This window comes from Acidobacteriota bacterium (genome assembly GCA_026707545.1).
In the GTDB taxonomy this organism is placed as follows: domain Bacteria; phylum Acidobacteriota; class Thermoanaerobaculia; order Multivoradales; family Multivoraceae; genus Multivorans.
Genome location: JAPOWR010000004.1, coordinates 86,679 through 112,584 on the forward strand (window position 1 = coordinate 86,679; position 25,906 = coordinate 112,584).

Genomic DNA, 25,906 nt, shown 5'->3' on the forward strand with positions numbered 1-25,906 from the left:
CTCCTCGCTCAGCAACCGGCCGTCAGCGCGGTGGGATCAGCGGGTGCGATCGCGATGCGTGAGAAACGAAGCGTGAACGGCCCGTCCGTCGTGATCAGGAAGGGTGTGTCGATGCGGTCCATCTCGGCTCCAGAAGCCTCGAAGCAGCGGAGAGGAATCTGCAGAGTGTCCCATGCTCCTTCGGGCACGCCCGCGAAGATGGGCGAGACGAGGAGACCGCCCGTACACGGGTAGCCGCAGTCCATCCGCATCTGGACTCGCCGAGCGGGCGCTTGCTCCACCAGGAAGTCGATCTCGAGAGTCATGCCTTCAGCCGTCTCGGTGCGCAGGTCGATGGGACTGGACTGGAGGTAGATCTGGGCCTCGTTGCGGCCTCGCCACTGCGCCTTCCTCGCATCCTCCTGGACGCGGCGGTCGACGGCCGAGAGCACGACGCCGGACACGCGGCGGCGGGTCTGGCCGCGGCCGTCGGGTGCGGAAACCCGCCAGTCCGCCTCGTCGCCCACGTAGAATTGCCACCCTTCCGCCGTCCGTCCTTCGAACAGAACGCGCCCGGACGACGCGCCGGCGTCGGTCGTGCGAACGGGCGACGTTCCGGCCGGCCGCGTCTCGTCCAGTTCGGGGAGATCGCCGTCGTCGGCGTAGGTCAGGCCGTAGCCGTAGGGGAAGAGCGGGTCGTAGTCCGGGTCGCCGACGTTGAGGACCGTTTGGTCCAGCGAGCGCGGCCAGGAGAAGGAGAGCTTGCCCTGGAAGTCGTGAGCAACCTCGCCGTCGGCCGCGCTGAAGATGACGTCGGCCACGCCGCCGCCCTCGGAGCCCGGCAACCAGGCGGCGACGAACGCGTCGGAGGCGTTGATCTCCGGGTTCGTCCACAGCGGTCGCCCGGACAGGAAGATCGTGACGACCGGAATGTTGGCGGCCCGGAGCCTCCCCATCAGCTCGACGTCGGACTTGTCGCCCGGGCTGTACTCGAGACTGGTCACGTCGCCCTGGCCCTCGGCGTAGGGCGTCTCGCCGGTCACGTAGATGGCGGCGTCCGGCAGCCCGCCGCTGTACGCGCATCCCTGGCAGAGGACGGCCTCGCCGCCCGCCGCCTCGACGGTCTGTTGGATGCCGGTCCAGATGGAGGTGGCGCCCGGGAAGTCGTCGTTCGTGTTCTCCGTTCCCTGCCAGGTCAGCGTCCAGCCGCCGCTCTGCCGGCCGATGTCGTCGGCCGCCGGCCCCGCGACCAGGACGAGCGAGCTTGGAGCGAGCGGCAACAGGTTGTCGTTGTTCTTCAGCAGGACGAGCGACTCGCGCACCGCCTGGCGGGCCACCTCGCGATGCTCGGGAGCGCCCAGCAGCTCGAAGCGTCCGCCGAGTGCCCGTTCCGAGGGCCGGCTGCTGTCGAGCAGGCCGGCTCGGGCCTTCACCCTCAGGATGCGCCGGACCGCGTCGTCGAGCCTCTCCTCGGGAATCTCGCCGGAACGCACCTGGCGGAGCGTGTTCCTGTGGAGCGCCCGCCAGTCTTCAGGGACCATGAACAGATCGAGGCCGGCTCGAAGCGTGTCGGCGCAGCTCTCGTTCGTGCAGTTCGGCAACTGGCCGTGGCCGTTCCAGTCGCCGACGACGAGCCCGTCGAACGCCATGCGGCCCTTGAGCACGTCCGTCAGGAGCCCGGCGTGGCCGTGCAGCTTGCGGCCGTGCCAACTGCTGAACGAGGCCATCACCGCCTGCGCACCGGCATCGAGCGCGGCGACGTATGGAGCGCCGTGGATGTCGCGGAGGTCCTCTTCGCTGGCCCGCGTGTCTCCCTGATCGTGGCCTTCGAAGGTGCCGCCGTCGCCCAGGAAGTGCTTCGCCGTGGCGATCACCCGCTCCTCGCCCAGGAAGTCAGGACTGCCGACCGCGCCCTGGAGCCCCTCGACCAGGGCGCGTGCGTACTCGACGACGATTTTGGGGTCTTCCGAGTAGCTCTCGTAGGTGCGGCCCCAGCGATCGTCCCGGGCCACGGCGACGGTCGGCCCGAAGTTCCAGTCCAGTCCGGTGGCGAGCACCTCGCGCGCCGTGATCTCGCCGATGCGGCGGATCAGGTCCGGATTGCGCGCCGCGCCGAGCCCGATGTTGTGGGGGAAGATCGTGGCGCCGATCACGTTGTTGTGGCCGTGCACCGCGTCCACGCCCCAGATCACGGGAATGCCGACTCCACCGTCGGAGGTGTCGGTCGAGGCTTCGTGGAACGCGTCGGCCAGGGCCAGCCAGCTCTCCGGCGAGGCGTGCTTGTTCTCGTCGGGAAACGAGCCGCCGCCGTTCAGCACCGAGCCCAGGTCGTACCGCCGCACGTCCCGCGGCGTGACCGAGCCGATTTCCGCCTGGATGACCTGCCCGACCTTCTCGCGGACGGTCATCCGCTCGAGCAGAGCGTCGACCCGCGCCTCGAGCTCCGGATCGGCCGGAACCGGCGGAGTCAGTTCAGGCCAGGCTTCGGCGCGTACGGGAGTGCCCCTCTCGGCCCCTTCCTGCGCGGCCGCCGGCTCGGAGGCCCAGAGTCCAGCTAGCAGCGCCAGCGGTGCTGCCGCGGAGCGGAGTCGTCCAGTTCGTGCCGCTCTCATCCGACCCCCCACGGTTGTGAACCTCAGTTTCCCGGGCGAAGGGCAGGCCAGACGGCGCGGCCAAAGCCGGCCGGCTGGCCTGCATCTCGTTGTCGCTTTTAGAACAACAGCTTGAAGCCGACCTGAATCTGCCTCGGGTCGCGGGCCGCCTGCGCCTGCCCGAAGTTGTTCGGCAGGGTATAGCCGGTGATCATCCGCCTCTCCGTGGCGTTCACGCTGTCGTAGGTGACGCTGCTCGGGTTCATCACCGAGTTGATGCCCACGAAGTTGTCGCGGTTCGTCACGTTGAAGACCTCGAACCGGAACTGGCCGGTCACGCGGTCGGTGATGCGGATGTTCTTGTTCAGCGAGAAGTCGACCTGGAAGAAGTCCGCTCCCTCGCACACGCCGGGCCGGGTGTCGCTGAGCGTGCCGAGCTGCCAGCCGACCAGCGTGAAGGCGTCGGGATTGATCACTTGCAGTCCGCTTCCGCCGCAGGAGGCGCCCGTGAGGAGCGGCCGCATGTTCTCGACGAAACCGGTCCCGCCGGCGCCGTTGACTCCGGTCAGGTTTCCGGTCCTCACCGTCAAGGCCTGCCCGGAGGAGTACTGGACGATGCCGCTGAACTGCCAGGCCCCGAACAACGCCTGGACGACGCCGCCCTGATTCTCGAGCGTCGGCAGGTTGTGGATCACGTTCGCGTTGAACACGTGATCCCGGTGAAGGCCCGCGTAGCCCCAGTCGAGATCGGGGTTCTCGAGGTCCGTGACCAGACCGGGGAACTCGCCGGCGCCCGCGTCGTTCATCGGGTCGTTGGCCTTGAAGCTCGCGAGGGTGTACGAGGCCTGGAACTGCGATCCGGCGCCGTACCTCTGCACGTACTGCATCTGGAGACCGTCGTACTCCGAGATGCCGTTCGTTGCCCAGAACAGGATCCTGCTGTCGCCGAAGACGGAGAAGGGTCGCAGGGTCCCGCGAAAGGCGGCGCCGCCGTCACCTTCCGGGGCGGTCACGTACTCGAGCCGGTCGGGAATGCCGTTGCCGTTGTTGTCGCCCGAGCGCACCTGGTTGATGTCGGCACGCCGCATGATGTGGCGCCCTCGGGTGCCGACGTAGCCGATCTCGATCGTGCTGCTTCGGCCGACCCGCTGCTCCCAGGCCACGTTGAACTGCAGGTTGTACGGCGTCACGAAACCGGGGTCGATCGCCTTGGTCGGTCCTCCAACGCCGCAGCCGACGCATGGTTCCGGCGTCTCGTCGAGCTTGCGGATGCCGTTCAGGCGGGAGACGAAGGGCGGGTTGCCCGCGAACTCGAGCTGAATGTTGACGCGGTCGCGCTGGAAGAACTGGCCGAAGCCGGCCCGCACGACGCTCCTGCCGTTGCCGAAGATGTCGTAGGCCAGGCCGAGCCGCGGCGCGAAGTTGTCCGTGTCGCTGTCCACCAGCCCGCGGCCCGGACCGGTCGAGCCGCCCAGGAAGCCCGCATCACCGCAGGGGTCCGTTCCAGGTACCTGGATCAGACCGTTGCACGGGTCGCCTCCCAGGGCAGGATCGAACAGATTCGGATCGAACGCCGTGATCAGGTCGTCGCTGGCGTAGGGCCACTTGTAGTTCGAGTAACGGACGCCGTAGTCGAGGTTGAGGCGGGGGTTCACCTGCCAGGAGTCGGCGACGTAGAACTCGATGTCCTCCCAATTCAACTCCGGCGCCGGCTGGTGCGATGCCTCCGCGTAGCCGAAGGTCATGTCCTGAAGCAGGAAGTCGGCCAGGATGTTGCCGGTGTTGGCGCCCCAGCCGTTGTGGCCGGTGCTCGGGCCCCAGAACTGCGGCGTCTCGGAGGCCGAACTGCCGCCGATGTACTCCTCCTTCTTGTTCTCGCTGTAGAGGGCGCCCACCTTGAGCCAGTGCTTGCCGAAGACCTGGGAGTAGTCGTCCTTGAGCACCATCAGGTCCTGCTTGTTCTCCCAGGGCGCGATGTTCCACAGCGCCCCGTAGCCGGCGGCGCCCCAGAACACCGGGTGGCTACGGTCCGCGCCGCCCGTCTTGCCGTCCCAGATCGCGGGAATCGCCGCGTTGATCTGGCTGTTGAGCCCGGGATTCGTGCCGCCCCGGTTGAGGCTGATCTCGTTGCCCGAGTAGGAGAAGGTGACCGTGTTGACGCTGTCGTCGCCGATCGTCTGGCTGAGCTGGGCCACCAGGGAGTGGCCGGGCTGGTCCCAGTTCGTATCGACAGCGGGGTAGGGGTCGTCGCCCCACAGGCCGTTCGCCTCGCCGGCGTTCGGAGCGCCGTTCACCCAGTTGTCCCGCGTGTAGCGAAGCATCAACCGGCTGCGGTCCGTGGCGTCGTAGTCGAGCCGCAGGTTCGCCTGATCCCAGTCGATGGGCGTCACCACGGCCTCGACCCAGTTGTTGCAACTGCCGGCCACCGGCGTCACGTTGGGAAGGGGGTAGAGGTTCAGCATGCCCTGGCCACCTGCGTTGATCCGATCCGCGGGAATCACGTTGCCGGGGAAGGGCTGGCCGGTGGTGGGATCGGTCGGGATCGCCGGGGTGCACCCGGGGATCGAGGGACCGCTGAAATCACCCGCGCGCTCGGCCGCCGTAGGAACGAAACCGGTGCGGGCGATGCCGCGCTCTTCGATGTTCCACTCACCGGAGAGGAAGAAGTGCAGCTTGTCCTGCTGGATCGGGCCGCCGAGGGTGAAGCCGTAGTCCTGGCGGTCGAGCGGCTCGGTGTCCAGGCCGGACTGCTCCAGGAAGTAGTTCGTCTCGTTCCAGGAGTCGTCGCGCATGAACGCGTAGGCGCTGCCGCGGAACTCGTTCGTGCCGCCGCGCGTCACGATGTTGATCTGGCCGCCGGCGGCGCCGCCGAACTCGGGGCTGTAGCTGTTGCTGTGGATCTTGAACTCCTCGATCGCGTCGACCGAGGGGTAGATCAGGATGGTGCGGTTCGAGCCGACGTCGTTGTTGTTCGCGCCGTCGATCGTCCACATGTTGCCGGTCGTGCCGCTGCCGCTGATTGAAAGATCGACGCCCGCGAGCAGGCCCTTGTTCTTCGTGTCGAAGCCTTCGGGCGCGCTGACGCCAGGCTGCAGCAGGGTGAGCTGGACGAAGTTCCGTCCGTTGAGCGGCAACTCGCGGATCTGCTCGCCGGTCATCAGGCCGGCGACTTCGCCGCTCAGCGTGTCCACCGGGATGGCCTCGGATTCGACCGTGATCGTCTCCGAGACGTCGCCGAGTTCGAGTTGGGCGTTCACCTCGCGCACGTCGGCGACGTGCAGGGCGATGTCGCTGATCACCGAGGACTTGAAGCCGTCCAGCGTGACCGTGATCTCGTACGCGCCGACCGGCAGGTCGCCGAAGGTGTAGATGCCGGCCTCGTTCGTGAACGTCGTTCGGTTGAGACCGGTTTCGGTCCCCTCCAGGTTCACGGTGACGCCGGGCAGGGCGCTTCCGTTCGGGTCGGTGACGGTGCCTCGGATGCTGGCGGTGAACCGTTGGGCCGCGAGCGGTGCCGCAAGCAGCGTGAGAATGAGAATGAGAGCCAGTCTTCGTGCCATGGACGTCGTGCCTCCTTGGGGTAAACCGATTTAGCCGGAAGCCGTGCTTAAAGCCGGCGTCGTTCGGGCTGCAGACGGAAGGGGCTGGCTAAATCGTTTTAGCATGCTAGTCTGCACTGTACACACCGCGTCGGATTTGTCAAGAGCGCGTGAACAGCCCCGAGAAAAAACCTGGCAGGCCCGTGAGGCTCAAGGACGTGGCGGCCCATCTGGGCCTGTCGCCGACGACCGTGTCTCTGGTGATGAACCGTTCGCCGGCGGCCAGGGGGATCCCCCCGGAGACCCAGGACCGTGTCTGCGCCGCGGCGGAGGAGCTGGGCTACCGCCCCAACTTCATCGCGCGGTCGCTTCGGCGTCAGCGCACCTTTGCGGTCGGCGTCCTGCTGCCGGAGATCAGTGAGGGTTACGCGGCCGGCGTGCTCGCGGGGATCGAGGACGAGCTCCTCCAGGAGGGCTACTTCTACCTGGTCGCTGGACACCATTCGAAGCCCGACCTCTTCGACGACTACCTGCAGCTCCTCACGGAGCGCTCGGTCGAGGGGCTGATCCTGGTGAACACGCCGATCGACGAGCCGCTGCCCTTGCCCGCCGTCGTCGTGGCGGGGCACCGCGAGCTGACGGGCGTGACGAACGTCGCCATCGACCATCAGGTCGCCGCGCGTCTGGCGCTGGCCCATCTGGCCGAACTCGGGCATCGGCGGATCGCTTTCTTCAAGGGTCATGCGCACTCCGCGGACACCGAGGCACGGTGGCAGGCGATCGTCGCGGCCTCGCGGGAACTCGGCCTCGAGATCGATTCGCGGTTGACTCTCCAGCTTTCGGGAGGGCCGGCCGGCGAACAATTCTCACCGGAGGAGGGCTACCGCGAGGGGCACGTCTTCGGCCGGAAACTGATCGAGACGGGTGCGAGGTTCACGGCGCTCTTCGCGTTCAACGACATCTCGGCGATCGGTGCGATGCGCGCGCTCAGCGAGGCCGGCCTGCGAATCCCGGACGAAGTCGCGGTCGTCGGCTTCGACGACATTCTGAGTGCGGCCTTCCAGAACCCCAGCCTGACCACCGTGCGGCAACCGCTGCACGAGATGGGGCGGAGAGCGGCCGCCGAGTTGCTGCGCAAGCTGGCTGCGCCCGACAAAGACTCGCCGCCCGCGATCACGATCGAGCCGACCCTGGTCGTCCGCGACTCGACCGGTCCCGCGCCCGACCGTGCCTGAGTCGCCTCGAATCGCGCCCGGCGTGATCGGTGGCACGCCGGGTTGGCTGCCGCTCTACGGAGGGTTCCTGATCACCGGTGTGGTCACCGTGCTCCTCGGCCCGCTGCTGCCGGACCTGGCCCTTGAGTGGCGCCTTCCGGTTGAGGAGCTGAGGGCTCTTTTCGTCGTTCAGTTCCTCGCCAGCGCTACCGGCTCGCTAGTGTCGAGCTACCGGCTCGGCCTCAGCTTGCGGCTCGGATACCTGCTGATCGCCGCGGGCCTTGTGGCTCTGTCCCTCGCGGGCTGGCCCCTGGCGCTCGTGCCGATGGCCGCCGTCGGTCTCGGGCTCGGGCTGGCTATTCCGGCCACGAATCTCCGGGTCGCCCACTCGCAGCCGCAGCGCCGGGGCGCGGCGCTCTCGTCGCTCAACATGGTCTGGGGCGCCGGCGCGGTTGCCTGCCCTCTCCTGTTTGCCGTTCGGCCCCCGGGAATGTCGAGCGATGCGGTGCTCCTTGTCCTCGCCGCCGCTTCGGGGCTCATCCTCCTTTCGCTCCGTGCCGCGCCGGCCGGCGGCGCAGTCACGGCGCAGGCGGCGTCCGCGGCGAGGGGCAGGCAGGGAGGCGTGTTGCCGGGTCTCGTCGTGATCGCGGCGATCATGTTCCTCTATGTCGGGATCGAGAACTCGGTGGGGGGCTGGCTGGTCAGCCTGGCCGACCAGTTCCGGGCCGAGCGCTCGGCGACTTCCCTCTGGATCGGATCGGGCTTCTGGGCCGCGCTCCTGGTCAGCCGTGCGGTGGCGCCCCTGTTGCTGCGCCGGATGTCCGAGCCGGTCCTCTACGGCGCCGGCGTCCTGCTGGCCGGTGGCGGTCTCTTCGGCCTGCTGCTGAGCGGATCGCAAGCCGGCCTCGCGGTTGCCGCGGTCGCCACGGGCGCGGGCCTGGCGCCCCTCTTCCCGCTGACGATCTCGTTCCTGGCCGATCTCACGGCGACCACTCGTTCCCGGAACACCGGCTGGGTGTTCGCCCTGGCCGGCGCGGGGGGAGCGGTGCTGCCGTGGCTCACCGGACGGATTGCCGGCGGCGCCGACGGGCTGGCGGCCGGTTTCGTCGCTCCGATCGGGGGACTGGTTCTGCTCGCTCTGCTCTTCGGCTTGCTGCGCCGCTTTTCGACCCCGGTCCAAACACAAACTGCCTGACGGCGAAAGTAGACTGACCCGATGATCTCGAAGAACCGGCACGTTCTCGTTCCCGTTCTGGCCGCGGCACTCGTGGCTCTGGCGCCGGCTGCCGCTCCGGCTCAGACGCAGGACGCCGATCGCCCCGCTTTCAGCGAGGTCGTCGATGTCCAGCTCGTCAACGTCGAGGTCTGGGTGAGCGACAACCGGGGTCGGCCCGTTACCGGTCTGAGCCTGGAGGACTTCGAGGTCCGGGAGGATGGAAGGCCGGTCACCGTGGAGTTCTTCAGCGAGGTGACGGATGCCGTTGCCGCCCGGACGGCCGCCGAGCCGGGCGATCAGACAGCCGACACTGTCCAGCAGGCCGCCGCGGGCGCGGTCCCGGCCGAACCGGCGCATCTCGTCCTCTACTTCGACGACCTCCACCTCGGCCCGTCCAGCCGCAAGCGGGTGATCGAGGACCTGCGAGCTTTCCTCGACGAGGAGAAGTTCCCCGCGGAGCGCGTCCTCATCTTCCGGCAGGACCGCGACCTGATCACTGAGGCCTACTTCGGTTCCAGCCGCGAGGACCTCGACCTGGCGCTCGAGCGCATCGCGGCCTCGCCGGGAATGGGCGGCCAGTCGCAGCAGGCGAAGCGGCTCGCGGTGCAGAGGTTGAACCAGCTCTGGCAGGACGCGAAGGTGCTCGCTTCCTCGGGCAGCAGTCGCCGGACGACGGCGCCGGCGCCCTGCGAGTCGTTCGTGCGGCGCGCGCTGCCGGAGGTCGAGAACTCTGCCCGCATCGGCCGCGACCGGATCGGCGCCACGCTCGATCACCTGACGACGACCGTCCGCTTCCTGGCCGCGCTGCCCGGCGTCAAGACGCTGCTCTACCTCAGCGACTCCCTCGAACGGACTCCGGGCTCGGACCTGCGGGACTTCATCACCGGCCTCTGTCCGGCCGGCGACCGGTTCCGCTCGCTCACACCCGTCGAGGAGATGTCCACCGGCTTCCACGAACTGACGCGTCACGCCAACGCGAACCGCGTGACGATCTACTCGCTCCAGACGAACGGGCTCCGTTCGACGTTCCTGAGTGCGGCGGAGCAGTCCTCGATCGACTTCCTGGGGGCGAACCCGTTCAACAGCTCGATCCGCGAGGCGGAGCGTGGAGGGATGGCCGTGCTCGCCGACGAGACCGGCGGTCGCGCCATCTTCAACCGCAACCAGTTCGACGGCGAACTCGAACAGATCGCCAACGAGATGGCAAGCTACTACTCTCTCGCGTACCGCCCGCCCCACGGCGGCGACCGCGGCGAGCACCAGATCCGCGTACGGGTGCGGGGCCGAAATCTGGAGGTGCGTCACCGCCGCGGCTACCGCGACAAGAGTGCCGATCAACGAATGAGCGAGCAGCTCGACGGCGCGCTCTATCTCGGCCTGGTCGAGAATCCTCTCGGCGTCCGGCTGGGCGCGGGCCGCGTGCGTGCGGCCGGCGGCGGCAAGCGGCGACTGCCGCTCCACGTCATGGTGCCGGCCGCGCGGGTCGCCTTCCTGCCCTTCGAGGACAAGGAGATGGCGCAGATCAGGGTGGAGGTCGCCAGCCGCCATGCGGAAACCTCGAAGGTCGTCAGGGACGAGAAGACCTTCCAGGTGGAAGCACCCCCGGATCGCGACACGCGTCTTCTCGACCTGGTCTTCAACATCGACATTCCCGATGGCCTCAACCTGGTCGCGGTCGGCGTCCGGGACGACGCCACCCGCGAGACCGCGTTCGTCTCGACCACCCTGGCCGTGGGCGAGGGCGGCCGCTGATCCGCGCAAGCGCTCTCGGTCTGATCCTCGCCGCTGGGCTACCGGCGGCCACGCAGTCGCAGGATGAGCAACCGCCGGACGCTGCCATGCAGCGCGCCCTGGTGGAGGCCGAGAGCATGCTGCGCCGGGACGAACCGCAGGCGGCCGAGAGCTGGTACCGGGAGGCGCTGCTGGAAGGCTGGCTGCTGCTCGGCGACCTGCACCGTGCCGGCGGCGCCCCGGCCGAAGCGCAGGCGGCCTACGAGCGGGCACTGGTTTCGGCCCTCGAAGCCCGGCGACCGTTGCTCGCCCTCGCCGAACTCGCGCTTGAGCGCGGCGATCCGGAAGGCGCGGTGGAGGTTCTCCTGCGTCTGCTCGCGCGAAGCTCGGGAGACGGTCGTGCCGTGCGGCTGCTCGCCCGGGCCTTCAACGCCACCGGCCAGCCGGAGCTGGCGGTGCAGCAGTTGGAAGGCGCCGCCCAGTCCATGCCTGAAGACGTCGAGACCCGGTTCGCGCTCGCCAGCGGCTACCTGCGGCTGGAGCGTCCGGAGTCCGCCGAGAAGCTCTTCCGCGAGGTGGCCGGGGAGCGTCCGATTCCGCAGACCTGGATTCTGATCGGCAGGACCTATCGCGACTACGGCGAGTACGAGCGGGCCCGCGGGGCGCTCGAACGGGCCATCGTGCAGGACCCGCGAGTACCGCGGGCCCGCTTTTACCTGGGAACCGTGGAGCTCCTGGACCGGGGCCGCGGCGCCGTCGAAGAGGCCATCGACCACTTCAAGGAGGAGCGCCGCATCTCGCCCGAGGATCCGGTGAACTCGCTCTATCTCGGAATGGTGCTGGTCGATGCGCGGCGCTTCGAGGAGGCCCTGACCTCCCTTGAGATCGCGGTGGAATCGGAGTCCACCCGACCCAACGCCCTGCATCATCTGGGCCGGGCCCTGCTCGGCCTCGACCGGCCGAGGGAAGCGGCGGCCGCGCTCGAGAGCGCCATCGATCTTGCGGAAGGCGGGTACGGCGGCTCGTTCAACGCTAACCAGATGGAGAGCCTTCACTACCAGCTCGCTCTGGCCCTCCGTCGCTCGGGCGACGAGGCGCGGGCGATGCCTCACTTCGAGGCCGCCGAACGCTTCTCGGTGGCCCTGGCCCGGAGTTCGCGCGATCGAATGTCGAACTACCTGGACGGGCACGGCAAGGAACCCTCGGCTGGGGTCGTCGGCCTGTCCGTCTTCAGCGAGACGCCGGTCTCCGGCCTCTCCGCGGAGGTTCGCGAGCAGCTCGCTCGGACAGCGCAAACGATTCTGGCCCGTGCCTCGTTCAATCTCGGCGTCATGGCGACGCAGGCCCGGCGCTTCGCCCGGGCGGCCGACCACTTCGAGCAGGCTGCCTCGGTCGATCCGGACTTTCCGAGGGTCCAGTACTCGCTGGGCGTGGCCCGCTTCAACGCGGGTCACTTCGACCGGGCGACCTTGCCGCTGTCGAAGGCGCTGGCTGAAACGCCCGACGATGCGGCCGTGCGGCGGATGCTCGCGCTGGCCTGGCTCAACGCCGAGGTCTACGATCGCGCGGCGGAGCTCCTGGCAACCGACCCGGGCCGCGCCGCGGACCGTGCGCTCCAGTACGCCTACGGCCTGGCCCTGGTCCGGAGCGGCCGGACCGTCGATGCGCAGCCGATCTTCGACCGGCTGCTCGCCGAGCACGCTGACTGGCCCGAGCTCAACGTGCTGCTCGGCCAGGCGGCGGCTCAGGAAGGCGACTTCGACGCTGCGGTGGAGCACCTCGAACGGGCCATCGAACTTCGCCCCGGCGTTGCGGAGGCGCAGGCCACGCTCGGCAACATCTATCTCCGCCAGGGGCGCCTCGAGGAGGCCGGCGCCGCGCTGCGTGCGGAACTGGCCTCACACCCCGTCGACCACCGGTCACGCTACGTCCTGGCGACCGTCCTCGAACTCGACAACCAGCCGCAGGCCGCGCTGCGCGAGGTGGAACTGGTGCTCGCCGCGGAACCCGACTTCGCCGACGCCGGCTACCTCCGGGGCAAGATCCTGCTCGAGGACGGCCGCGTCGCCGAGGCGGCCGCGCAGTTGCGCGCGGCCGCGGAACTGGCGCCCGAGGATCCGAACATCCGCAACCAGCTAGGTCAGGCGTACCAGAAGCTCGGTGATCGGGAGAAGGCGCGCGAGCAGTTCGAGATCTTTCAGAGACTCAAGGGAAGGTCGGACCAGTGAAGGTGGTGCTCGTCTCGCTGCTGCTCCTGCCGGCCGCCCTCGTCGCCCAGCCCGAAGCCGCTGCGACGGAGTCGGTCCGAGGCCTGCTCGACCGGGCCCGTGCCCTTGCCTCGCGAAACGAAGGCGAGGCGGCCGCCGAGGCGCTCGGCCGGGCGATCGCCCTGGCGCCCAACTCCGAGGACGTCCTGAACGCCTACGCGCGCTTCTCGCTCGCCCGGGGCAACCCGATCCAGGCGACGCTGGCGCTCGAGCCGCTGGCGCGGATGCACCCCGGGGAGGCGGAGTACGCCTATCTGCTCGGCGTGGCCCGCATGCAGGTGGGCGAGATGGCGGAGGCCGCCGAGGCGCTCTTCGATGCGGCAGCCCTGGATCCGCATCGAGTCCTGACACACATCGCCCTCGGCCTGGCCCTCAACCGGGTGGACCGCTTCGACGAGGCCCGGGAAGCTCTGGCCACGGCTCTGCGGCTGGAGCCGGACAACGTCGAGGCGCTGGCCGCCATGTCGGAGACCGTCGAGGGGCTCGGCATGCTGGCGGAAGCGACTCGACTCGCGAACCGGGCGCTGGCGGTCAATCCCGATCACCCGACGGCGCTGGTGACGATTGGAACGGCCCAGTTGAAGGACGGTCGTTTCGAGGCAGCCCGGGAAGCGCTGGCGCGAGCAGTGACCGCCGAGCCCGATTCGATCAAGGGGCACTACCAGCTCAGCCTCGCCCTGGCCCGCCTCGGCGACCGTGAGGGGGCGGAGCGCCACTTGCAGCGTTCCCGGGAGGCTCAGGCCGCGATCGAAGAGCACATCGAGCGTCTGCGCGCCCAGCCGCCGCTGGGCTCGAGGACGGAGCCTTGAACGGCGCCGGCGTACCAGGAGCTCGACCGGTACGCACTGGGTGCGCCGGCGCCCCCGCCGGCATCCGGCGCGCCAGCGCCGGTCTCCCGGACGCTGCCGCTACAGTGGTCGCAGCCCTCCTCGTTTGCCCCGCCTCCGCGCTAGCCCAGGGCGCCGGCGACGCGCCGCTGTTTCGCGACATCACCGAGTCCACCGGCATCGCCTTCCGCCACAACTCGGCGCCCGAGAAGAAGTACATCGTCGAGTCGATGAGCGGCGGCGTGGGGCTCTTCGACGTCGACCGTGACGGCCTGCTCGACATCTACCTCGTCAACTCCCTGACGGTCGACACGGCGAACGACCCGGAGTCGTCCCACAGCGCGCTCTACCGCAACCTGGGCGACGGCACGTTCCGCGATATCGCCACCGAGGCCGGAGTCGCCCACCCCGGCTGGGGAATGGGCCTGTGCATCGCCGACGTCGACGGCGACGGCTGGCAGGACCTCTACGTGACGGGGATCGGCCGGAACCGGCTCTATCGCAACTCGGGCGACGACACGTTCACCGACGTGGCGCCGGAGCTTGGCGTCGCGGCCTCGGGCTGGTCGACGGGCTGCGGCTTCGCAGACTACGACCGCGACGGCGATCTCGACCTGTTCGTGAGCCGCTACGTGGAGTTCGATCTCGACAACCTGCCGGAGTTCGGCAGCGACAAGACCTGTCAGTACCGCGGCGTCTCCGTGCAGTGCGGACCGCGTGGCCTGCCGGGCACCTCCGACCTCCTGTTCCGGCAGGAAGCGAACGGCGCGTTCACCGAGGTCGGCGAGGAGGCGGGGGTTCGCGATCCGGACGGCTACTTCGGCCTCGGCATCGCCTGGGTCGACATGGACGGCGACGGCTGGCTCGACCTCTATGTCGCCAACGACTCGACGCCCAACTACCTCTACATGAACCGGAAGGACGGCACCTTCGAAGAGTCGGGCTTCTTCATGGGCGTCGCGGTGAGCGAGGATGGCGGCGAGCAGGGCGGCATGGGCGTCGCGGTCGGCGACTACGACGGCAGCGGTCGCCTGAGCCTGTTCGTCAGCAACTTCGCCGAGGAGTACAACGCGCTCTATCGCAACGAGGGCGACTACTCGAGCGACGCCTCCTTCCGGTCGAGGACGGGCGCGTCGAGCCTGCCCTACGTCGGTTGGGGAACGGCGTTCTTCGACTACGACAACGACGGCTGGGAGGACCTCGTGGTGGTGAACGGCCACGTCTATCCTCAGCTCGACGGCGCCCGGCTCGGCGCCTCGGCCGGCTACCGTCAGCGCAAGCTCCTCTACCGCAACCTGGGCGACGGCACCTTCGAAGAGGTCGCCAAGCGAGGGGGGCCGGCCTTCCTCGAACAGACGGTCAGCCGCGGTCTGGCGATGGGCGACCTGGACAACGACGGCCGGGTGGACCTGGTGATCAACGACCTCGACGGCTCGCCGATGGTGCTGCGCAACGAGGCCGGCGGCGGCCGCTGGCTGCAGGTGCGGCTGGTCGGGGCCGGCAAGAACACCGACGCGATCGGCGCGGTGATTCGGGTGACGGCTGATGGACGCAGCCAGATCCGCAACATCCGCAGCGGCACCAGCTACCTGTCCCAGGACGATTTCCGGCAGCACTTCGGCCTGGGCGCCGCCGCCACGGTCGATTCGGTCGTCGTGACCTGGCCCGACGGCTCGACGACGGAGCGAGAAAACGTCGCCGCCGACCAGTTGATTGTCGTCGAGCAGGCAGGTCACCTGCAGTAGAGAGCATCGCCTGGCCGATGCCCGTTCTCTGGGTGCGCGGACCTTCTGGTCCGCATCAAACGCGATGCCGCGGAGCGGCGAGCGCGACTACTTCTCGTCCCGAGTCATCCAGCGCTCGCCCGAGCTGTGCGGCGCGCTTCGAGATCCGCGGTTGAACCTCTCCGCCGCATGCGGATAGTCGGGCCCCACCACACCCCCGGCGCACTCGCCGGCAGGCGGGATCACCCAGTCGCAGCCGGGCGTGTTCTCCGGGCCGTCGGCCCAGCATTGCTCCAGCGCCTCGAGGTCCGCGGCCAGTGAGCCCGGATCGTGCGGCGGCATGTGCTCGTTGGGGTCCCAGAAATCGCCCGTGAACTCCTCCAGCGTCTCCATCGCGATCCGGTGGCAGCCAACGCAGCCGTTGTCTTCGATGTGGATCGTCCGCATGTCCCAGGTCGGCGCGCCCACGACGTAGTAGGGCGGGTTGGGTCCGGGCAGGACCGGGACGACTGGCTGACGCGGGTTCTCGGGAAGCCGCGCGGACTTGATCCAGGGATTGTGGATGAACGGGTCCGCCTGGTGGCAGCGGACGCACTGGATATCCCCGGCCGGCATGTACGCGTCGTCGAAATCCGGGTCGTTGGGGCCGGGCAGGACCCCGAGCAGCCGGTTGTTCTCGCCGACGTAGGTCCAGGGGCTGTTGTCGCCCGACTCGAAGAAGCACGTGGCGCCACTGTCGTAGTTGTAGCCGATCATCTGGACCGAGTCGCCGATGTCGACGTTGAAGACGTCGTCACGCCCGTCGTGGCGACAGAAGCTCACCCAGACGACCTCGGGCCGGGGCGTGCCGTCGGCGTTCCTGCCCTCGTGGCGTTGCAGGCTCGAACCCGGCATGCAGTCGCCGATCTGGAGGCTGCCGTCGTCGCAAGCGTGGAGCCCCGGGTCCTCGAAGATCTCCCGGCCGTCCTGCCGGATGCGGATGCGCGCGCCCTGGCCGCAGTCGACGATCGGCGCCACGCCCACGTGCGGTTCGCACATCGCGGCGTAGGCGCGGGCGCTCTTCGGCATCGGCGGGTTCGCGCCCTCGGGCGTGCACGGTCCGGCAGGCGCGGACTGCGCGAACGCCGGCCCAGCGGCAACGACGAGAAGCAGGGCGGTGAGTGCTCGCACGGCCTACATCTCCAGCACGACTTCCTTCTTCGCGTTCGACTCCAGCGACTGGACCTTGCGCTTCAGGTACTTGTTCAACTGCCGGTCGTAGCGGCTGGTGGCGCCGGCGTGACGGACGCGCACGTACGGCTCCCAGCGGGCTTCGCCGGCGGCCTCGACCTGGTCGCCCATCACGGTGACCCGCTGGATGATGCGCTCCTCGTTGAAGTCGTTCAGCACGAAGTGCTGCGTGCAGCGGTTGTCCCACATGGCGAGCGTGCCCTGCTGCCAGCGATACCGAACGGTGAAGCGCGTGTTCGTCGCCCAGCGGGTCAGGTAGCCGAGCAGGTGGTCGCTCTCCTCATGGCTCAGTTCGACGATGCGGCGGGTGAAGTGCTCGTTGACGAACAGCGACTTGCGGCCGGTCTCCGGGTGAACGCGGACGACCGGGTGGATCGTCATCTTCTCCGGCTTGCCGTGCGGCGTCGCGTCGTGGAGCGCGGTCAGACCCTCGCAGAGCTCCTGCAGCGGCGGCGAGAGTTCCTCGTAGGCCCTGTACATGTTGGCCCACATCGTGTCGCCGCCGACCTCAGGGCACTTGACCATGTTGAGGATCGCCATCACCGAGGGGCTCTCCTGGAAGCTGATGTCGCTGTGCCACTCGTCCGCGACTCCGCCGCGGGTCGCCACCAGCTCGAACACCTCGGGGTGCTCGAGGAATGGGTTGTTCAGGTGCGGGTGTCCTTCCAGCTCGCCGAAGTGGCGGCCGAAGGCGACGTGCTGCGCCACGTCCAGATGCTGGTCGGGAAAGAACAGCACCTGGTGGTCCAGCAGCAGGCCGCGGATCGTTGCGGCCTCGTCCGGGCCGGCCTCAGCCAGCGGCAGATCGTGGATCTCGGCGCCCAGGGACCCGGAGAGGCGTACGACTCGATGACTCATGGGAGTTCTCCTGCGGTTGAGGATCGAGGCTATCTCTAGACTCCGGGTCATGCGCAACCAACTCGGCCTTGTCACAGCCGCCCTCGCCGCGGTCGTCCTGTCCTGTTCGGAGCTCGCGGAGCAGGCCGAAGGTCCCCGCGTGGAGGCCGACGGCACCGTTCACGTCCCGGCCTTCGACCTGCCCGAGACCTCGTACTTCAGCGACGAGTCGCGGGCGGCGATGAAGCACTTCCGCGAGGTCTACGGACCGGAGTTCGGCACCTTCTCCCAGGGCTGCGCGAACCTGAACGACGTCGCCGACGACCCGGAGGCGATTGGGGCCGCGCGCCAGTGCGTCGCCGACGGCTACTACAAGACGGCCATCTACCGGGACACCGTCGCCAAGCACCCGGTGAAGATCACCGCGGAGACGATCGCCGGCGTCTACACCGAGGTGTTCGTCCCCGAGGGGGGCGTCGCCGAAAAGAAGGAAGACCGGCTGCTGATCAGTATTCACGGCGGCGGCTTCCGCGTCGGCGCCCGCTACTTCAGCCAGACGGAGGCGATGCAGGTCGCCGACATGGGCGGCTACAAGGTGATCAGCCCCGACTATCGGATGGCGCCCGAGGCCACCCACCCGGCCGGCGTCGAGGACGTCATCGCCGTCTACAAGGCGATGCTCGAGGACTACGAGGCGGCGAAGATCGGCATCTACGGCTGCTCGGCCGGGGCCATGCTCACCGCGCAGACGGTCGCGTACATGCTCGAGAACGACCTGCCGCTGCCGGGCGCGATCGGCCTCTTCTGCGCCGGGATACCGACGACCGACGGCGACACCCCGGGCGTCTTCAAGATGGGCCGCAGCGAGAGCGCCTTCCTCGTGTCCGCGATCAACGGCTTCCCGCGCCCGGTCGAGCCGGCGGAGCCGCCCCAGCCGAGCGGCTACTTCCGCGGCGTGAAAGCCGGCGATCCCGTCGTCGCTCCCGGCGACCACGACGACCTGCTCGCCCGCTTCCCGCCGACGCTACTGATCAGCGGCACCCGCGACTTCGCGCTCGGCGGCGTACTGGCCAGCCACAACAAGCTGGTCAGTCTCGGCGTCGAGGCCGACCTGCACGTCTGGGAAGGCCTCGGGCACGCGACCTTCGCGTTCAACCCCCGCCTGCCCGAGTCGGACGAAGTGCACAACGTGATCGTGCGCTTCCTCGACCGGCACCTGTCGCGGTAGCAGAACTCAGTTGTACCAGTAGATGTGCTCGTCGTCCGGCGCGTCCGGGTCGAGCAGCGTCTTGTCGATGTTGACCGGGCTTTGGGTGGCCCAGGGCCAGATCGGTGCCGCCTGTTCCTCGTTGTGCTCGGCGAGGAGCTTCTTCAGGGCAGCGACCCGCTCCGGTTCCCTGTCGGCGAGGTTGTGCTGCTCGGTGGGGTCCTTCTTCATGTTGAAGAGCCATACTCCTCCGGGGGGTTCGCTGATCTGGAGTTTCCAGCCGTCGGCGAGGACGACCTGATAGTCGCCGGTGCGCCAGAAGAGACGGTCGTGCGGCGCGCCTTCGACCTCACCCAGGACGTGCGGCACCAGGTCGACGCCGTCGATCTTCCGGTCGCCGGGCAGATCGACTCCGGCCGCGGCCGCCGCGGTCGAAAAGATGTCGAAGCCGTGGACCGGGGCTTCGTAGGTCTGGCCGCCGCTGAGACGGGCCGGCCACTTCAGGAGGAAGGGCACGTGGATGCCTCCCTCGAAGAAGCTGATCTTCCAGCCGCGGAACGGCTCGTTGACGCGCGGCAGGCCGATGTAGGCCGGCGCCCCGTTGTCCGAGGTGAAGAAGACGAGCGTGTTCTCTTCGAGACCGTTCTCGCGCAGCGCCTCGAGCACCCTGCCGACGCTGCGGTCGAGTGAACGGACCATCGCGGCGTAGACCCGCAGGCGATGCTCCTCGATGTGGGACAGCGCCTCGTAGTCGGCGCGCAGCGCCTGCAGGGGCGTGTGCACCGCCCAGTGCGCCAGGTAGAGAAGGAAGGGCCGGTCCTTGTTCGCCTCGATGACCTGAACCGCCTGGTCGGTGTAGTAGTCGGTCAGGTACCCGCCGGGTTCGAAGGAGGGACTGTCGTTGAAGGACGCCTCGTAACGCACGAAGCGCCACAGGAAGCGGTCGATCCCGTCGAACTCCTGCTTCGAGTTGACGACGTTCGGGTCGTCCTCGGGCAGGTACAGGCCGCTCCTCATGAGCAGGCTCTCGTCGAAGCCCTGCTCGTGAGCCCGCATGCCGTCGCCCACACCAAGGTGCCACTTGCCGATGTGCACGGTGTGGTAGCCGGCCGGCTTGAGCAGCTCGGCGAGCGTGATCTCGGACGGCGGCACGCCCTTCTCGTCGATGGGAACCGTCGCCCCTTCCGGGTTGCCGCTCGTCTGCCGGAGCCTGCCTTCCGTGCTCGAGAGCCGGGGCACCATCGTGGCGAACCCCGGCGGCGTCGGCGTGAACTCGAAACCGAAGCGGGTGCCGTAGCGGCCGGTCATGAGCGCAGCCCGCGACGGGGCGCAGGTGCCGTTGGCCGAGTAACCGTTGGCGAAGTGGACGCCGTCACGGGCCAGCGAGTCGATGTTCGGGGTCGGGACCGTGCCGCCCGCGACGCCGCCACCGAGCCAGCTCAGGTCGTTCCAGCCCAGGTCGTCGGCGAGGATGACGACGATGTTGGGCGGCCGCTCGCCGGCGGGCCGTCCTTCGGGATCGGCGCCGGACTGCCAGTCGATCGTCTGGGTCGGACCGATTTCGGCCGGTTGGAACTGTGCGGCCACGCCCACGGCGGCCGCGAAGGTCGCGGCGAGCCCGAGGGCGACCAGGCCGCGTCGTGCGCCGCATCGATTCATCATTCTTGTCCTTTCGAGTGGTTGGGGCGATAGCCTACGAGATCAACGCGATGGGTCCCGTTCTCTTCATCTGCCTTCTGTTTGCCGTTACGACTGCAACACATGTGCAGCCAGCGGCGGCACAGAACAACTCCTCCAGGATCGCCTTCGTATCCACTCAGGACGGCAACCCGGAGATCTACGTCATGAACGAAGGTGGCTCCGACCTGACGCGGCTGACCAACAATCCGGGCTTCGATGGTGCCCCGACGTGGTCGCCCGACGGCACCCGGATCGCATTCGCATCATCTCGCAACGACAACGCCGACATCTACATCATGAACGCCGACGGCTCCAACGTCGTCCGTCTCACCAGCCACGCGGCCAACGACGGCGGCCCCTCCTGGTCGCCCGACGGCTCGATGATCGCCTTCGATTCGAATCGCAGCGGCAGCTCTCAGGTGTGGCGTACCAACGTCGACGCCGGAAACTGGGGGTACAACCTCACGCAGCTCACCGAAGACCATCCTCTGGGGCGCGTAAACAACTTCGTCGCCTGGTCGCCCGACGGTTTGTGGATCGCCTTCGAAGCCGACCGTGACCGCGACGACCCGGAGATCTATCTAGCCAACGCCGTCGATGGCACCAACCAGCAGCGATTGACGTTCACTCGTGCTCTTGACGAGGTCCCCAGTTGGACACCCGACGGCAGGCAGATCGTCTACTCCACCGATCGCGACGGGGCACCGCAGAACGGCAACTATGAGATCTACATCATGAACGTCGATGGCTCCGACAAGCGCCGTCTGACCACCGCCCCAGGTGCCGACTCCAACCCTTCGGTGTCGGCCGACGGCACCCGGATCGCCTTCGATTCTTCGCGCGGCGGAGGGAGGGAGATCTATGTCATGAACCTGGATGGCTCCAATCCGATTCGACTGACGGGCACAGGAATCGAGAGGTCTGACGGCAGCAGAGCCATATCCAACAGCAACCCCGCCTGGTCACCGTTCTAGGCGGGCTCAGGGCTAGAGTAAGACGGATGCCGCTTCCGGCATCCGAATCAGAGAGAGGGAGCGTTCGACCCATGAAGAGAGGCCGACTTGCCTTGCTCGCCCTTGTCGCGATGTTCCTGGCCGTTCCGGCGTTTTCCCAGGACGGCGACGAGAACGAGAACGAGAGAGTGAAGGGCGCGCACGAGAACCAGTCGCCGGAGGCGCGGCAGGACGATCTCGGCATCACGGTTCCCGTGCCGACGAGCCACCCGGGCCGCCGCTACCCGGCGGAACACGAGTTCCCGACCGGCCCGGCCATCGGCGAGCGACTGCCCGAGTTCGAGCTGCCGAACCAGGACGGCGAGCTGATCGACTTCCACGCGGACCGGGGCGACTCGAAGGCGGTCGTCGTCTTCTACCGCTCCGCGGTCTGGTGACCGTACTGCCGCACGCAGCTGGTCGAGCTGCAAGACAACCTGGAGCTCTTCGACGCCGAGGACATCAAGGTCTACGGCATCAGCTACGACACGCAGGAGCAGTTGAAGGCCTTCGCTGAGGATCGGGGCGTCACATACGACCTGCTCTCCGATGCCGATTCGGCGGTCATCAAGCGCTTCGGCATTCTGAACACGACGATCGATCCCGATGCGGATGTCCTCAACCGGGCGACGCAGAAGGGGTTCTACGGGATTCCCTTCCCGGGCGTCTACGTCACGGACCGTGACGGCCAGGTGACGGAGAAGTTCTTCCACCGCCACTACGCGACGCGCACTTCCGCCGGCACGATTCGCGACAGCGCGATCGGCCGCATCCTCGCCAAGCACGAGGTTCCGGCCGCGGAACTGGGCGACGAGCATGTCGAGGTCTCCGTCTTCCTCGCCGACGAGGCGCTCAAGTTCGAGTACACGAGCACTCTTCACGTGCGGTTCGAGGTCGCCGACGGCTACCACATCTACGCGGAACCCCTGCCCGACGGCTTCATCGCCTCGACGGCGACCGTCGTACCGACCAAGGGCGTGAGAACAGGCGAGCCGGTCTACCCGGCGACGTCCGAGCGCGAGTTTCCCCAGCTCGGCGTGACGCTCAATGTGTACGAGGAAGGCACGACCGACATCGCCATCCCGATCGCGCTGAACGCCGAGATTCTCAACTGGCCGATGCAGGACAAGCCGACCGAGATCGAGATCCCGGTCGACATCGTCTACCAGGCCTGCAGCGAGACAGTCTGCTACGTGCCGAAGGAAGAGACGGTCGTGCTCAAGGCGCCGATCGAACCGCTGGTGATGCCGGGTCGTCGGAGATAGCGTCGGCAAACCCTCAGCCTCCGACTCCAGTCCGGCGGTCAAGATGAGCCTGATCCTCTACGGAGCCCACCTCTCTCCCTTCGTTCGCAAGGCGGATGCGCTGCTGCGCGAGAAGGGAGTGCCCTTCGAACTCAAGAGCGTCAACATCATGCCGATGCCCGACTGGTTCAAGGAGATCAGTCCGGCCCGTCGGATTCCGGTGTTGCGCGATACGGATGTGGGCGAGAAAGGTCCTGCCGGCACGATCCCCGACTCGTCCGCGATCTGCGCCTACATCGAGCAGAAGTTCCCGGAGCCCGCGTTCTATCCGGCGGATCCCTACGAACGCGGCCGCGCGGTGTGGCTGGAGGAGTACTGCGACACCGAGCTGGCGATGGCGATCGGCCTCGGGATCTTCCGCCCGATCCAGTTCAAGCGCTTCATGGGCGAGGAGCCCGATGTGGACACGGCCAGGAAGACGTATGCGGAGCGGCTTCCACGGCGCCTCGACTATCTCGAAGGCGAAGTCGGTGACGGACCGTTCCTGGTTGGAGACGCGCTCACGATCGCGGACATCTCCCTCGCGTGTCAGGTCGCTCAGTTCGAGTTCGTCGCCGGGCCGCTCGACGCGTCGCGGTGGCCCGGAGTGGCCGTCCTCGTCGAGCGCTTGACCGGGCGGGACAGCTTTCAGCCCTGTCTCGCGATCTGCCGGAAGATCGTGAAGCAGGAGCCCATCGATCTGAGGTCCTAGATCGGTGACGAAGCCGATGCCGTGGATCCTGCTCATGGCCATCGTCCTGCTGGGCTGCGCGGCGGGCGAGGAGGTCGAGGCGCCGGAGGCGCAGCGGCCGCCAAACGTCGTGCTCATCGTCGCCGACGACCTGGGCTGGCGTGACGTCAGCTTCAACGGCGGCGACATCGCCACCCCCAACATCGACCGGATCGCCACGGAGGGCGTCAGGCTCGATCGCTTCTACGTGGCGCCCATCTGCTCGCCGACGCGCGCAGGCCTGATGACCGGCAGACATCCGATTCGCTACGGCATGATGCGCGGCGTCGTCATGGGGTACCACGACTACGGTCTCGATCCCGAGGCGACGATCGTGCCGCAGGTGCTTGCCGAGGCCGGCTACGAGCACAGGGGCCTCGTCGGCAAGTGGCATCTGGGTCTGTCGCGCCGGGAGTACCACCCCCTGGAACGTGGTTTCACGCGCTTCGTCGGCCACCTCGGCTGGGGCTTCGACTACTTCACGCACGAGCGCTACGGCGAGGTCGACTGGTTCCACGACGAGGAGTCGGTCGACGAGCCCGGCTACAGCACGGATCTGATCTCCGAGCACGCGGTGCGGTTCGTCCGCGAGCACGCCGGCGGCGAGGCGCCCTTCTTCCTGTTCGTGCCGTACAACGCGCCGCACTCACCCTTCGAGGCGAAGGAAGAGGATCTGCCGCTCTACGAGGGCCTCGAGCCGGTGGCGATCGAGGCGGTCGTCGGCGCGGGCGTGCCGCCGGAGAAGTACGAGTGGTTCGGGGGCCACGCGATGAGCCGGGCACGCCTCGAAGACGTGGAAGGCCGGCTCCGCAACCGCAGGATCACTGGCGCGATGGTCCACGCGATGGACGTCGGTATCGGCCGTATTCTCGATGCCCTGGACGAGGCCGGCGTGGCGGACGACACCCTGGTGTGGTTCTTCTCGGACAACGGCGGCGACACCGGCATCGGCGACAACCGCCCGTTCCGCGGCTCCAAGGGCAACGTCTTCGAAGGCGGCATCCGAGTGGCGGCGGCGGCCCGCTGGCCCGCCGGCGGCGTGAGTGGCGGGAGCGCCGTTTCCGCACCGCTGAACTACCTCGACGTCATGCCGACGCTCATGGAGGCAGCGGCCGCTTCGGATCCTGTCGATCTTGAACTGGACGGCCGCGATGCCCTGCCGGCGCTTCGGGGTGTCGAGGTCGCCGGCGACCGCGACTTCTACTCCTACTGCGCCCAGTTGAGCAGCGAGCGCGAGCAACTCATGGCGATGGAAGGCGACTGGAAGCTGATCGTCATCGGACCCGAGCCGCTCGACCGCGCGGCGCTCGCCGAGTCCCAGACCATGCTCTTTCACCTGGGCGAGGATCCCGGCGAGCGCAACGACCTGTCGGCCGAGCACCCGGAGATCGTCGAGCGTCTGACCGGGAAGGCGCTTGCCTTCCGCGCCCTGCAGCCCGACGAGCACGTGCCGATCTTCTGGGAGGGACGCGACGGTTTCGTCGCGCCGGAGAGGTGGCGGTTTGCGGAGTAAGCTGACCCGCGTGGGTGGCGTATGAAGACGTTTCTCTACCTTGTTGCAGGAGGCCTGGCAGCGATGATGCCGGTCGCGCAGGCTGCGAACGGCGAAACGGCACGCCCGCTGTCCGCCTTTTTCGGGTTGGACAACGCCCTGCCAGGCGTTGCGAACATCCTCTGCCAGGGCGCATCCGGGCAGGACGGCATGCCGATCGTGCTGTCCCATACCGTGGACGCGGAAACCCTGCAGGCCGAGGACTTCCGGATCGTCACGCGGTCCGGATCTGAACGCACTCCCATCTGCTCAACCCTTCGCCCGGCCAGCGATCCAGGCGAACTCAGGACCGTGCTCCTCATCGGTGAGTTCGGCGACGCGGCCGACGACCCGCCGGCGAAAGTGCTCATTGTCGGCGACCTGTTCTCGGACGGAGTGACGGGTGATCCGATGAACTTCCGCGGAACAGAGACGAGTGTCACGCCATTGGAGGCCGGACCCTCTCTCGTGCTGGCGGAGGTGGTACCCGAGGACGGATGGTCAACGGAGAGCCGGGGGTCGGCGTGTCCGGAAGGCATCCAACAGGTGGTCCGGGCGACCTGGGCCGGAGGCGTACGACTGCCGGATGGCGACGACGCTGGCGACGGCGAGCGCGCGCTCTATCGGGTGACCGTGAAGCGTCCGGACGGCTCGAGTGACGAGATCGTCCCAGCGGCGCTCGCGGATCTGGGCGACAACGACAACAACCACCTTCTGTGCCTCGACACGTCCGCCCCGGCGGTCTCCGTGAGCTTCCCGGGTGGTCATCTCGTCGACCCCAATCAGGACCTGAATCCCGACACGCGGGTTGCGGTCGACGGTGGTTCAGAGGTGCCTTAGACCTACTGGTCGCCTCTTGCGCCTGTCTGGGCGGTGGGAGTGGAGCCGGCCCGACGGCCGGCGGCAGTTTTCCTGGGGCTACGCCGCTTCGCGGCTCCGCCCCGGAGCGGACCAGAAGGTCCGCGCACCCAGAGCACTGCCCGGGTGTGGCCTGCTTCTCTACATGTGGTTGACATGACGCCGCTGCGGGCGCATTCCAACTGCAGCAGGGAATCCCGCAGGACCCCACGCCCGTTCTCTGGGTGCGCGGACCTTCTGGTCCGCTGCCGCCGAAGGCGGCCAGAACCACGCGCCGGCCGTAGGCCGGCACGTTTGCCAGTTGAAGGGCTGATTCGTTCGCCACATCAGCGCTTTGCGCTGATGTGGCGCCGACATCCCGTACGGGCTGTCAGCGCGCGCTGCGGCGCGCGCTGGTAGCCCGTACGGGATTCGAACCCGTGTTACTGGCGTGAGAGGCCAGCGTCCTAGACCCCTAGACGAACGGGCCA

Annotated in this window: 18 protein-coding genes, 1 tRNA gene and 2 pseudogenes; 14 read left to right on the forward strand and 7 right to left on the reverse strand. The window is 68.1% G+C overall.

Annotated features, from left to right (window positions below):
- Positions 1–8 precede the first annotated feature (8 nt).
- The 3 genes and pseudogenes from OXG83_15250 to OXG83_15260 form a co-directional block, all read right to left on the reverse strand.
- Positions 9–506: a putative glycoside hydrolase gene (locus OXG83_15250; protein ID MCY3966391.1), complete on the reverse strand. Its 498-nt coding sequence runs from the start codon at positions 504–506 to the stop codon at positions 9–11.
- 135 nt (positions 507–641) lie between these two features.
- A pseudogene (locus tag OXG83_15255) lies at positions 642–2,414 on the reverse strand (glycoside hydrolase family 3 protein).
- A 275-nt stretch (positions 2,415–2,689) separates the two neighbouring features.
- On the reverse strand, positions 2,690–6,130 hold the full coding sequence (locus OXG83_15260) for a carboxypeptidase regulatory-like domain-containing protein (protein ID MCY3966392.1): 3,441 nt from the start codon (positions 6,128–6,130) through the stop codon (positions 2,690–2,692).
- Positions 6,131–6,312: 182 nt separating this feature from the next.
- On the opposite strand from OXG83_15260, the gene OXG83_15265 reads away from it, so the two are divergent.
- The 6 genes from OXG83_15265 (at position 6,313) to OXG83_15290 (ending at position 15,109) form a co-directional block, all read left to right on the forward strand.
- Entirely contained in the window at positions 6,313–7,344 is a 1,032-nt protein-coding gene (locus tag OXG83_15265) for a LacI family DNA-binding transcriptional regulator (GenBank protein MCY3966393.1), read from the forward strand.
- Positions 7,345–7,366: 22 nt separating this feature from the next.
- Positions 7,367–8,518: a hypothetical protein gene (locus OXG83_15270; protein ID MCY3966394.1), complete on the forward strand. Its 1,152-nt coding sequence runs from the start codon at positions 7,367–7,369 to the stop codon at positions 8,516–8,518.
- Between the two features lie 21 nt (positions 8,519–8,539).
- Positions 8,540–10,291, forward strand: a complete 1,752-nt coding sequence (locus OXG83_15275) for a VWA domain-containing protein (protein MCY3966395.1) — start codon at positions 8,540–8,542, stop codon at positions 10,289–10,291.
- Positions 10,292–10,377: 86 nt separating this feature from the next.
- The gene (locus tag OXG83_15280; protein ID MCY3966396.1) at positions 10,378–12,498 is read left to right on the forward strand and encodes a tetratricopeptide repeat protein; all 2,121 of its coding nucleotides are present in this window, start codon (positions 10,378–10,380) and stop codon (positions 12,496–12,498) included.
- Entirely contained in the window at positions 12,495–13,346 is an 852-nt protein-coding gene (locus OXG83_15285; protein ID MCY3966397.1) for a tetratricopeptide repeat protein, read from the forward strand. The genes OXG83_15280 and OXG83_15285 overlap by 4 nt, the downstream gene beginning before the upstream one ends.
- 104 nt (positions 13,347–13,450) lie before the next feature.
- Positions 13,451–15,109, forward strand: a complete 1,659-nt coding sequence (locus tag OXG83_15290; GenBank protein MCY3966398.1) for a CRTAC1 family protein — start codon at positions 13,451–13,453, stop codon at positions 15,107–15,109.
- Positions 15,110–15,196: 87 nt separating this feature from the next.
- Here OXG83_15290 and OXG83_15295 read toward each other — a convergent pair whose 3' ends face one another.
- Positions 15,197–16,258 carry a hypothetical protein gene (locus tag OXG83_15295; protein ID MCY3966399.1) on the reverse strand — a complete coding sequence of 354 codons (1,062 nt, stop codon included), beginning with the start codon at positions 16,256–16,258 and terminating at the stop codon, positions 15,197–15,199.
- 3 nt (positions 16,259–16,261) lie between these two features.
- The gene (locus OXG83_15300; GenBank protein ID MCY3966400.1) at positions 16,262–17,176 is read right to left on the reverse strand and encodes a TauD/TfdA family dioxygenase; all 915 of its coding nucleotides are present in this window, start codon (positions 17,174–17,176) and stop codon (positions 16,262–16,264) included.
- Positions 17,177–17,225: 49 nt separating this feature from the next.
- On the opposite strand from OXG83_15300, the gene OXG83_15305 reads away from it, so the two are divergent.
- A complete protein-coding gene (locus OXG83_15305) occupies positions 17,226–18,383 on the forward strand; it encodes an alpha/beta hydrolase (protein ID MCY3966401.1) in 1,158 nt (385 codons plus the stop codon).
- Positions 18,384–18,389: 6 nt separating this feature from the next.
- On the opposite strand, the gene OXG83_15310 is transcribed toward OXG83_15305, so the two are convergent.
- Positions 18,390–20,021, reverse strand: a complete 1,632-nt coding sequence (locus OXG83_15310; protein ID MCY3966402.1) for a sulfatase-like hydrolase/transferase — start codon at positions 20,019–20,021, stop codon at positions 18,390–18,392.
- Positions 20,022–20,071: 50 nt separating this feature from the next.
- Between OXG83_15310 and OXG83_15315 the strand changes: the two genes are divergently transcribed.
- The 7 genes and pseudogenes from OXG83_15315 to OXG83_15345 all read left to right on the forward strand — a co-directional run bounded on the left by OXG83_15315 (position 20,072) and on the right by OXG83_15345 (position 25,418).
- Positions 20,072–21,016: a hypothetical protein gene (locus tag OXG83_15315; protein ID MCY3966403.1), complete on the forward strand. Its 945-nt coding sequence runs from the start codon at positions 20,072–20,074 to the stop codon at positions 21,014–21,016.
- A gap of 71 nt (positions 21,017–21,087) precedes the next feature.
- Positions 21,088–21,432 (forward strand): hypothetical protein, encoded by a 345-nt coding sequence (locus OXG83_15320; protein MCY3966404.1) that lies wholly within the window; start codon positions 21,088–21,090, stop codon positions 21,430–21,432.
- A gap of 15 nt (positions 21,433–21,447) precedes the next feature.
- Positions 21,448–21,723, forward strand: a pseudogene (locus OXG83_15325) (redoxin domain-containing protein).
- A gap of 3 nt (positions 21,724–21,726) precedes the next feature.
- Positions 21,727–22,299: a protein-disulfide reductase DsbD family protein gene (locus OXG83_15330; protein ID MCY3966405.1), complete on the forward strand. Its 573-nt coding sequence runs from the start codon at positions 21,727–21,729 to the stop codon at positions 22,297–22,299.
- Between the two features lie 43 nt (positions 22,300–22,342).
- Positions 22,343–23,029 carry a glutathione S-transferase family protein gene (locus OXG83_15335; GenBank protein MCY3966406.1) on the forward strand — a complete coding sequence of 229 codons (687 nt, stop codon included), beginning with the start codon at positions 22,343–22,345 and terminating at the stop codon, positions 23,027–23,029.
- Between the two features lie 4 nt (positions 23,030–23,033).
- The gene (locus OXG83_15340) at positions 23,034–24,560 is read left to right on the forward strand and encodes an arylsulfatase (GenBank protein MCY3966407.1); all 1,527 of its coding nucleotides are present in this window, start codon (positions 23,034–23,036) and stop codon (positions 24,558–24,560) included.
- A 63-nt stretch (positions 24,561–24,623) separates the two neighbouring features.
- Positions 24,624–25,418: a hypothetical protein gene (locus OXG83_15345; GenBank protein MCY3966408.1), complete on the forward strand. Its 795-nt coding sequence runs from the start codon at positions 24,624–24,626 to the stop codon at positions 25,416–25,418.
- Positions 25,419–25,829: 411 nt separating this feature from the next.
- Here the strand turns inward: OXG83_15345 and OXG83_15350 are convergent.
- A tRNA-Glu gene (locus OXG83_15350) sits at positions 25,830–25,905 on the reverse strand.
- Position 25,906: the final 1 nt, after the last annotated feature.

Excerpts from the sequence above, each read along its gene's own strand:
- OXG83_15300 (MCY3966400.1), bottom strand. The coding sequence starts at position 17,176 with ATGAGTCATCGAGTCGTACGCCTCTCCGGGTCCCTGGGCGCCGAGATC.
- OXG83_15310 (MCY3966402.1), bottom strand. The coding sequence starts at position 20,021 with ATGAATCGATGCGGCGCACGACGCGGCCTGGTCGCCCTCGGGCTCGCC.
- OXG83_15315 (MCY3966403.1), top strand. The coding sequence starts at position 20,072 with ATGGGTCCCGTTCTCTTCATCTGCCTTCTGTTTGCCGTTACGACTGCA.
- OXG83_15320 (MCY3966404.1), top strand. The coding sequence starts at position 21,088 with ATGAAGAGAGGCCGACTTGCCTTGCTCGCCCTTGTCGCGATGTTCCTG.
- OXG83_15280 (MCY3966396.1), top strand. The coding sequence starts at position 10,378 with ATGCAGCGCGCCCTGGTGGAGGCCGAGAGCATGCTGCGCCGGGACGAA.
- OXG83_15275 (MCY3966395.1), top strand. The coding sequence starts at position 8,540 with ATGATCTCGAAGAACCGGCACGTTCTCGTTCCCGTTCTGGCCGCGGCA.
- OXG83_15335 (MCY3966406.1), top strand. The coding sequence starts at position 22,343 with ATGAGCCTGATCCTCTACGGAGCCCACCTCTCTCCCTTCGTTCGCAAG.
- OXG83_15260 (MCY3966392.1), bottom strand. The coding sequence starts at position 6,130 with ATGGCACGAAGACTGGCTCTCATTCTCATTCTCACGCTGCTTGCGGCA.
- OXG83_15305 (MCY3966401.1), top strand. The coding sequence starts at position 17,226 with ATGCGCAACCAACTCGGCCTTGTCACAGCCGCCCTCGCCGCGGTCGTC.
- OXG83_15345 (MCY3966408.1), top strand. The coding sequence starts at position 24,624 with ATGATGCCGGTCGCGCAGGCTGCGAACGGCGAAACGGCACGCCCGCTG.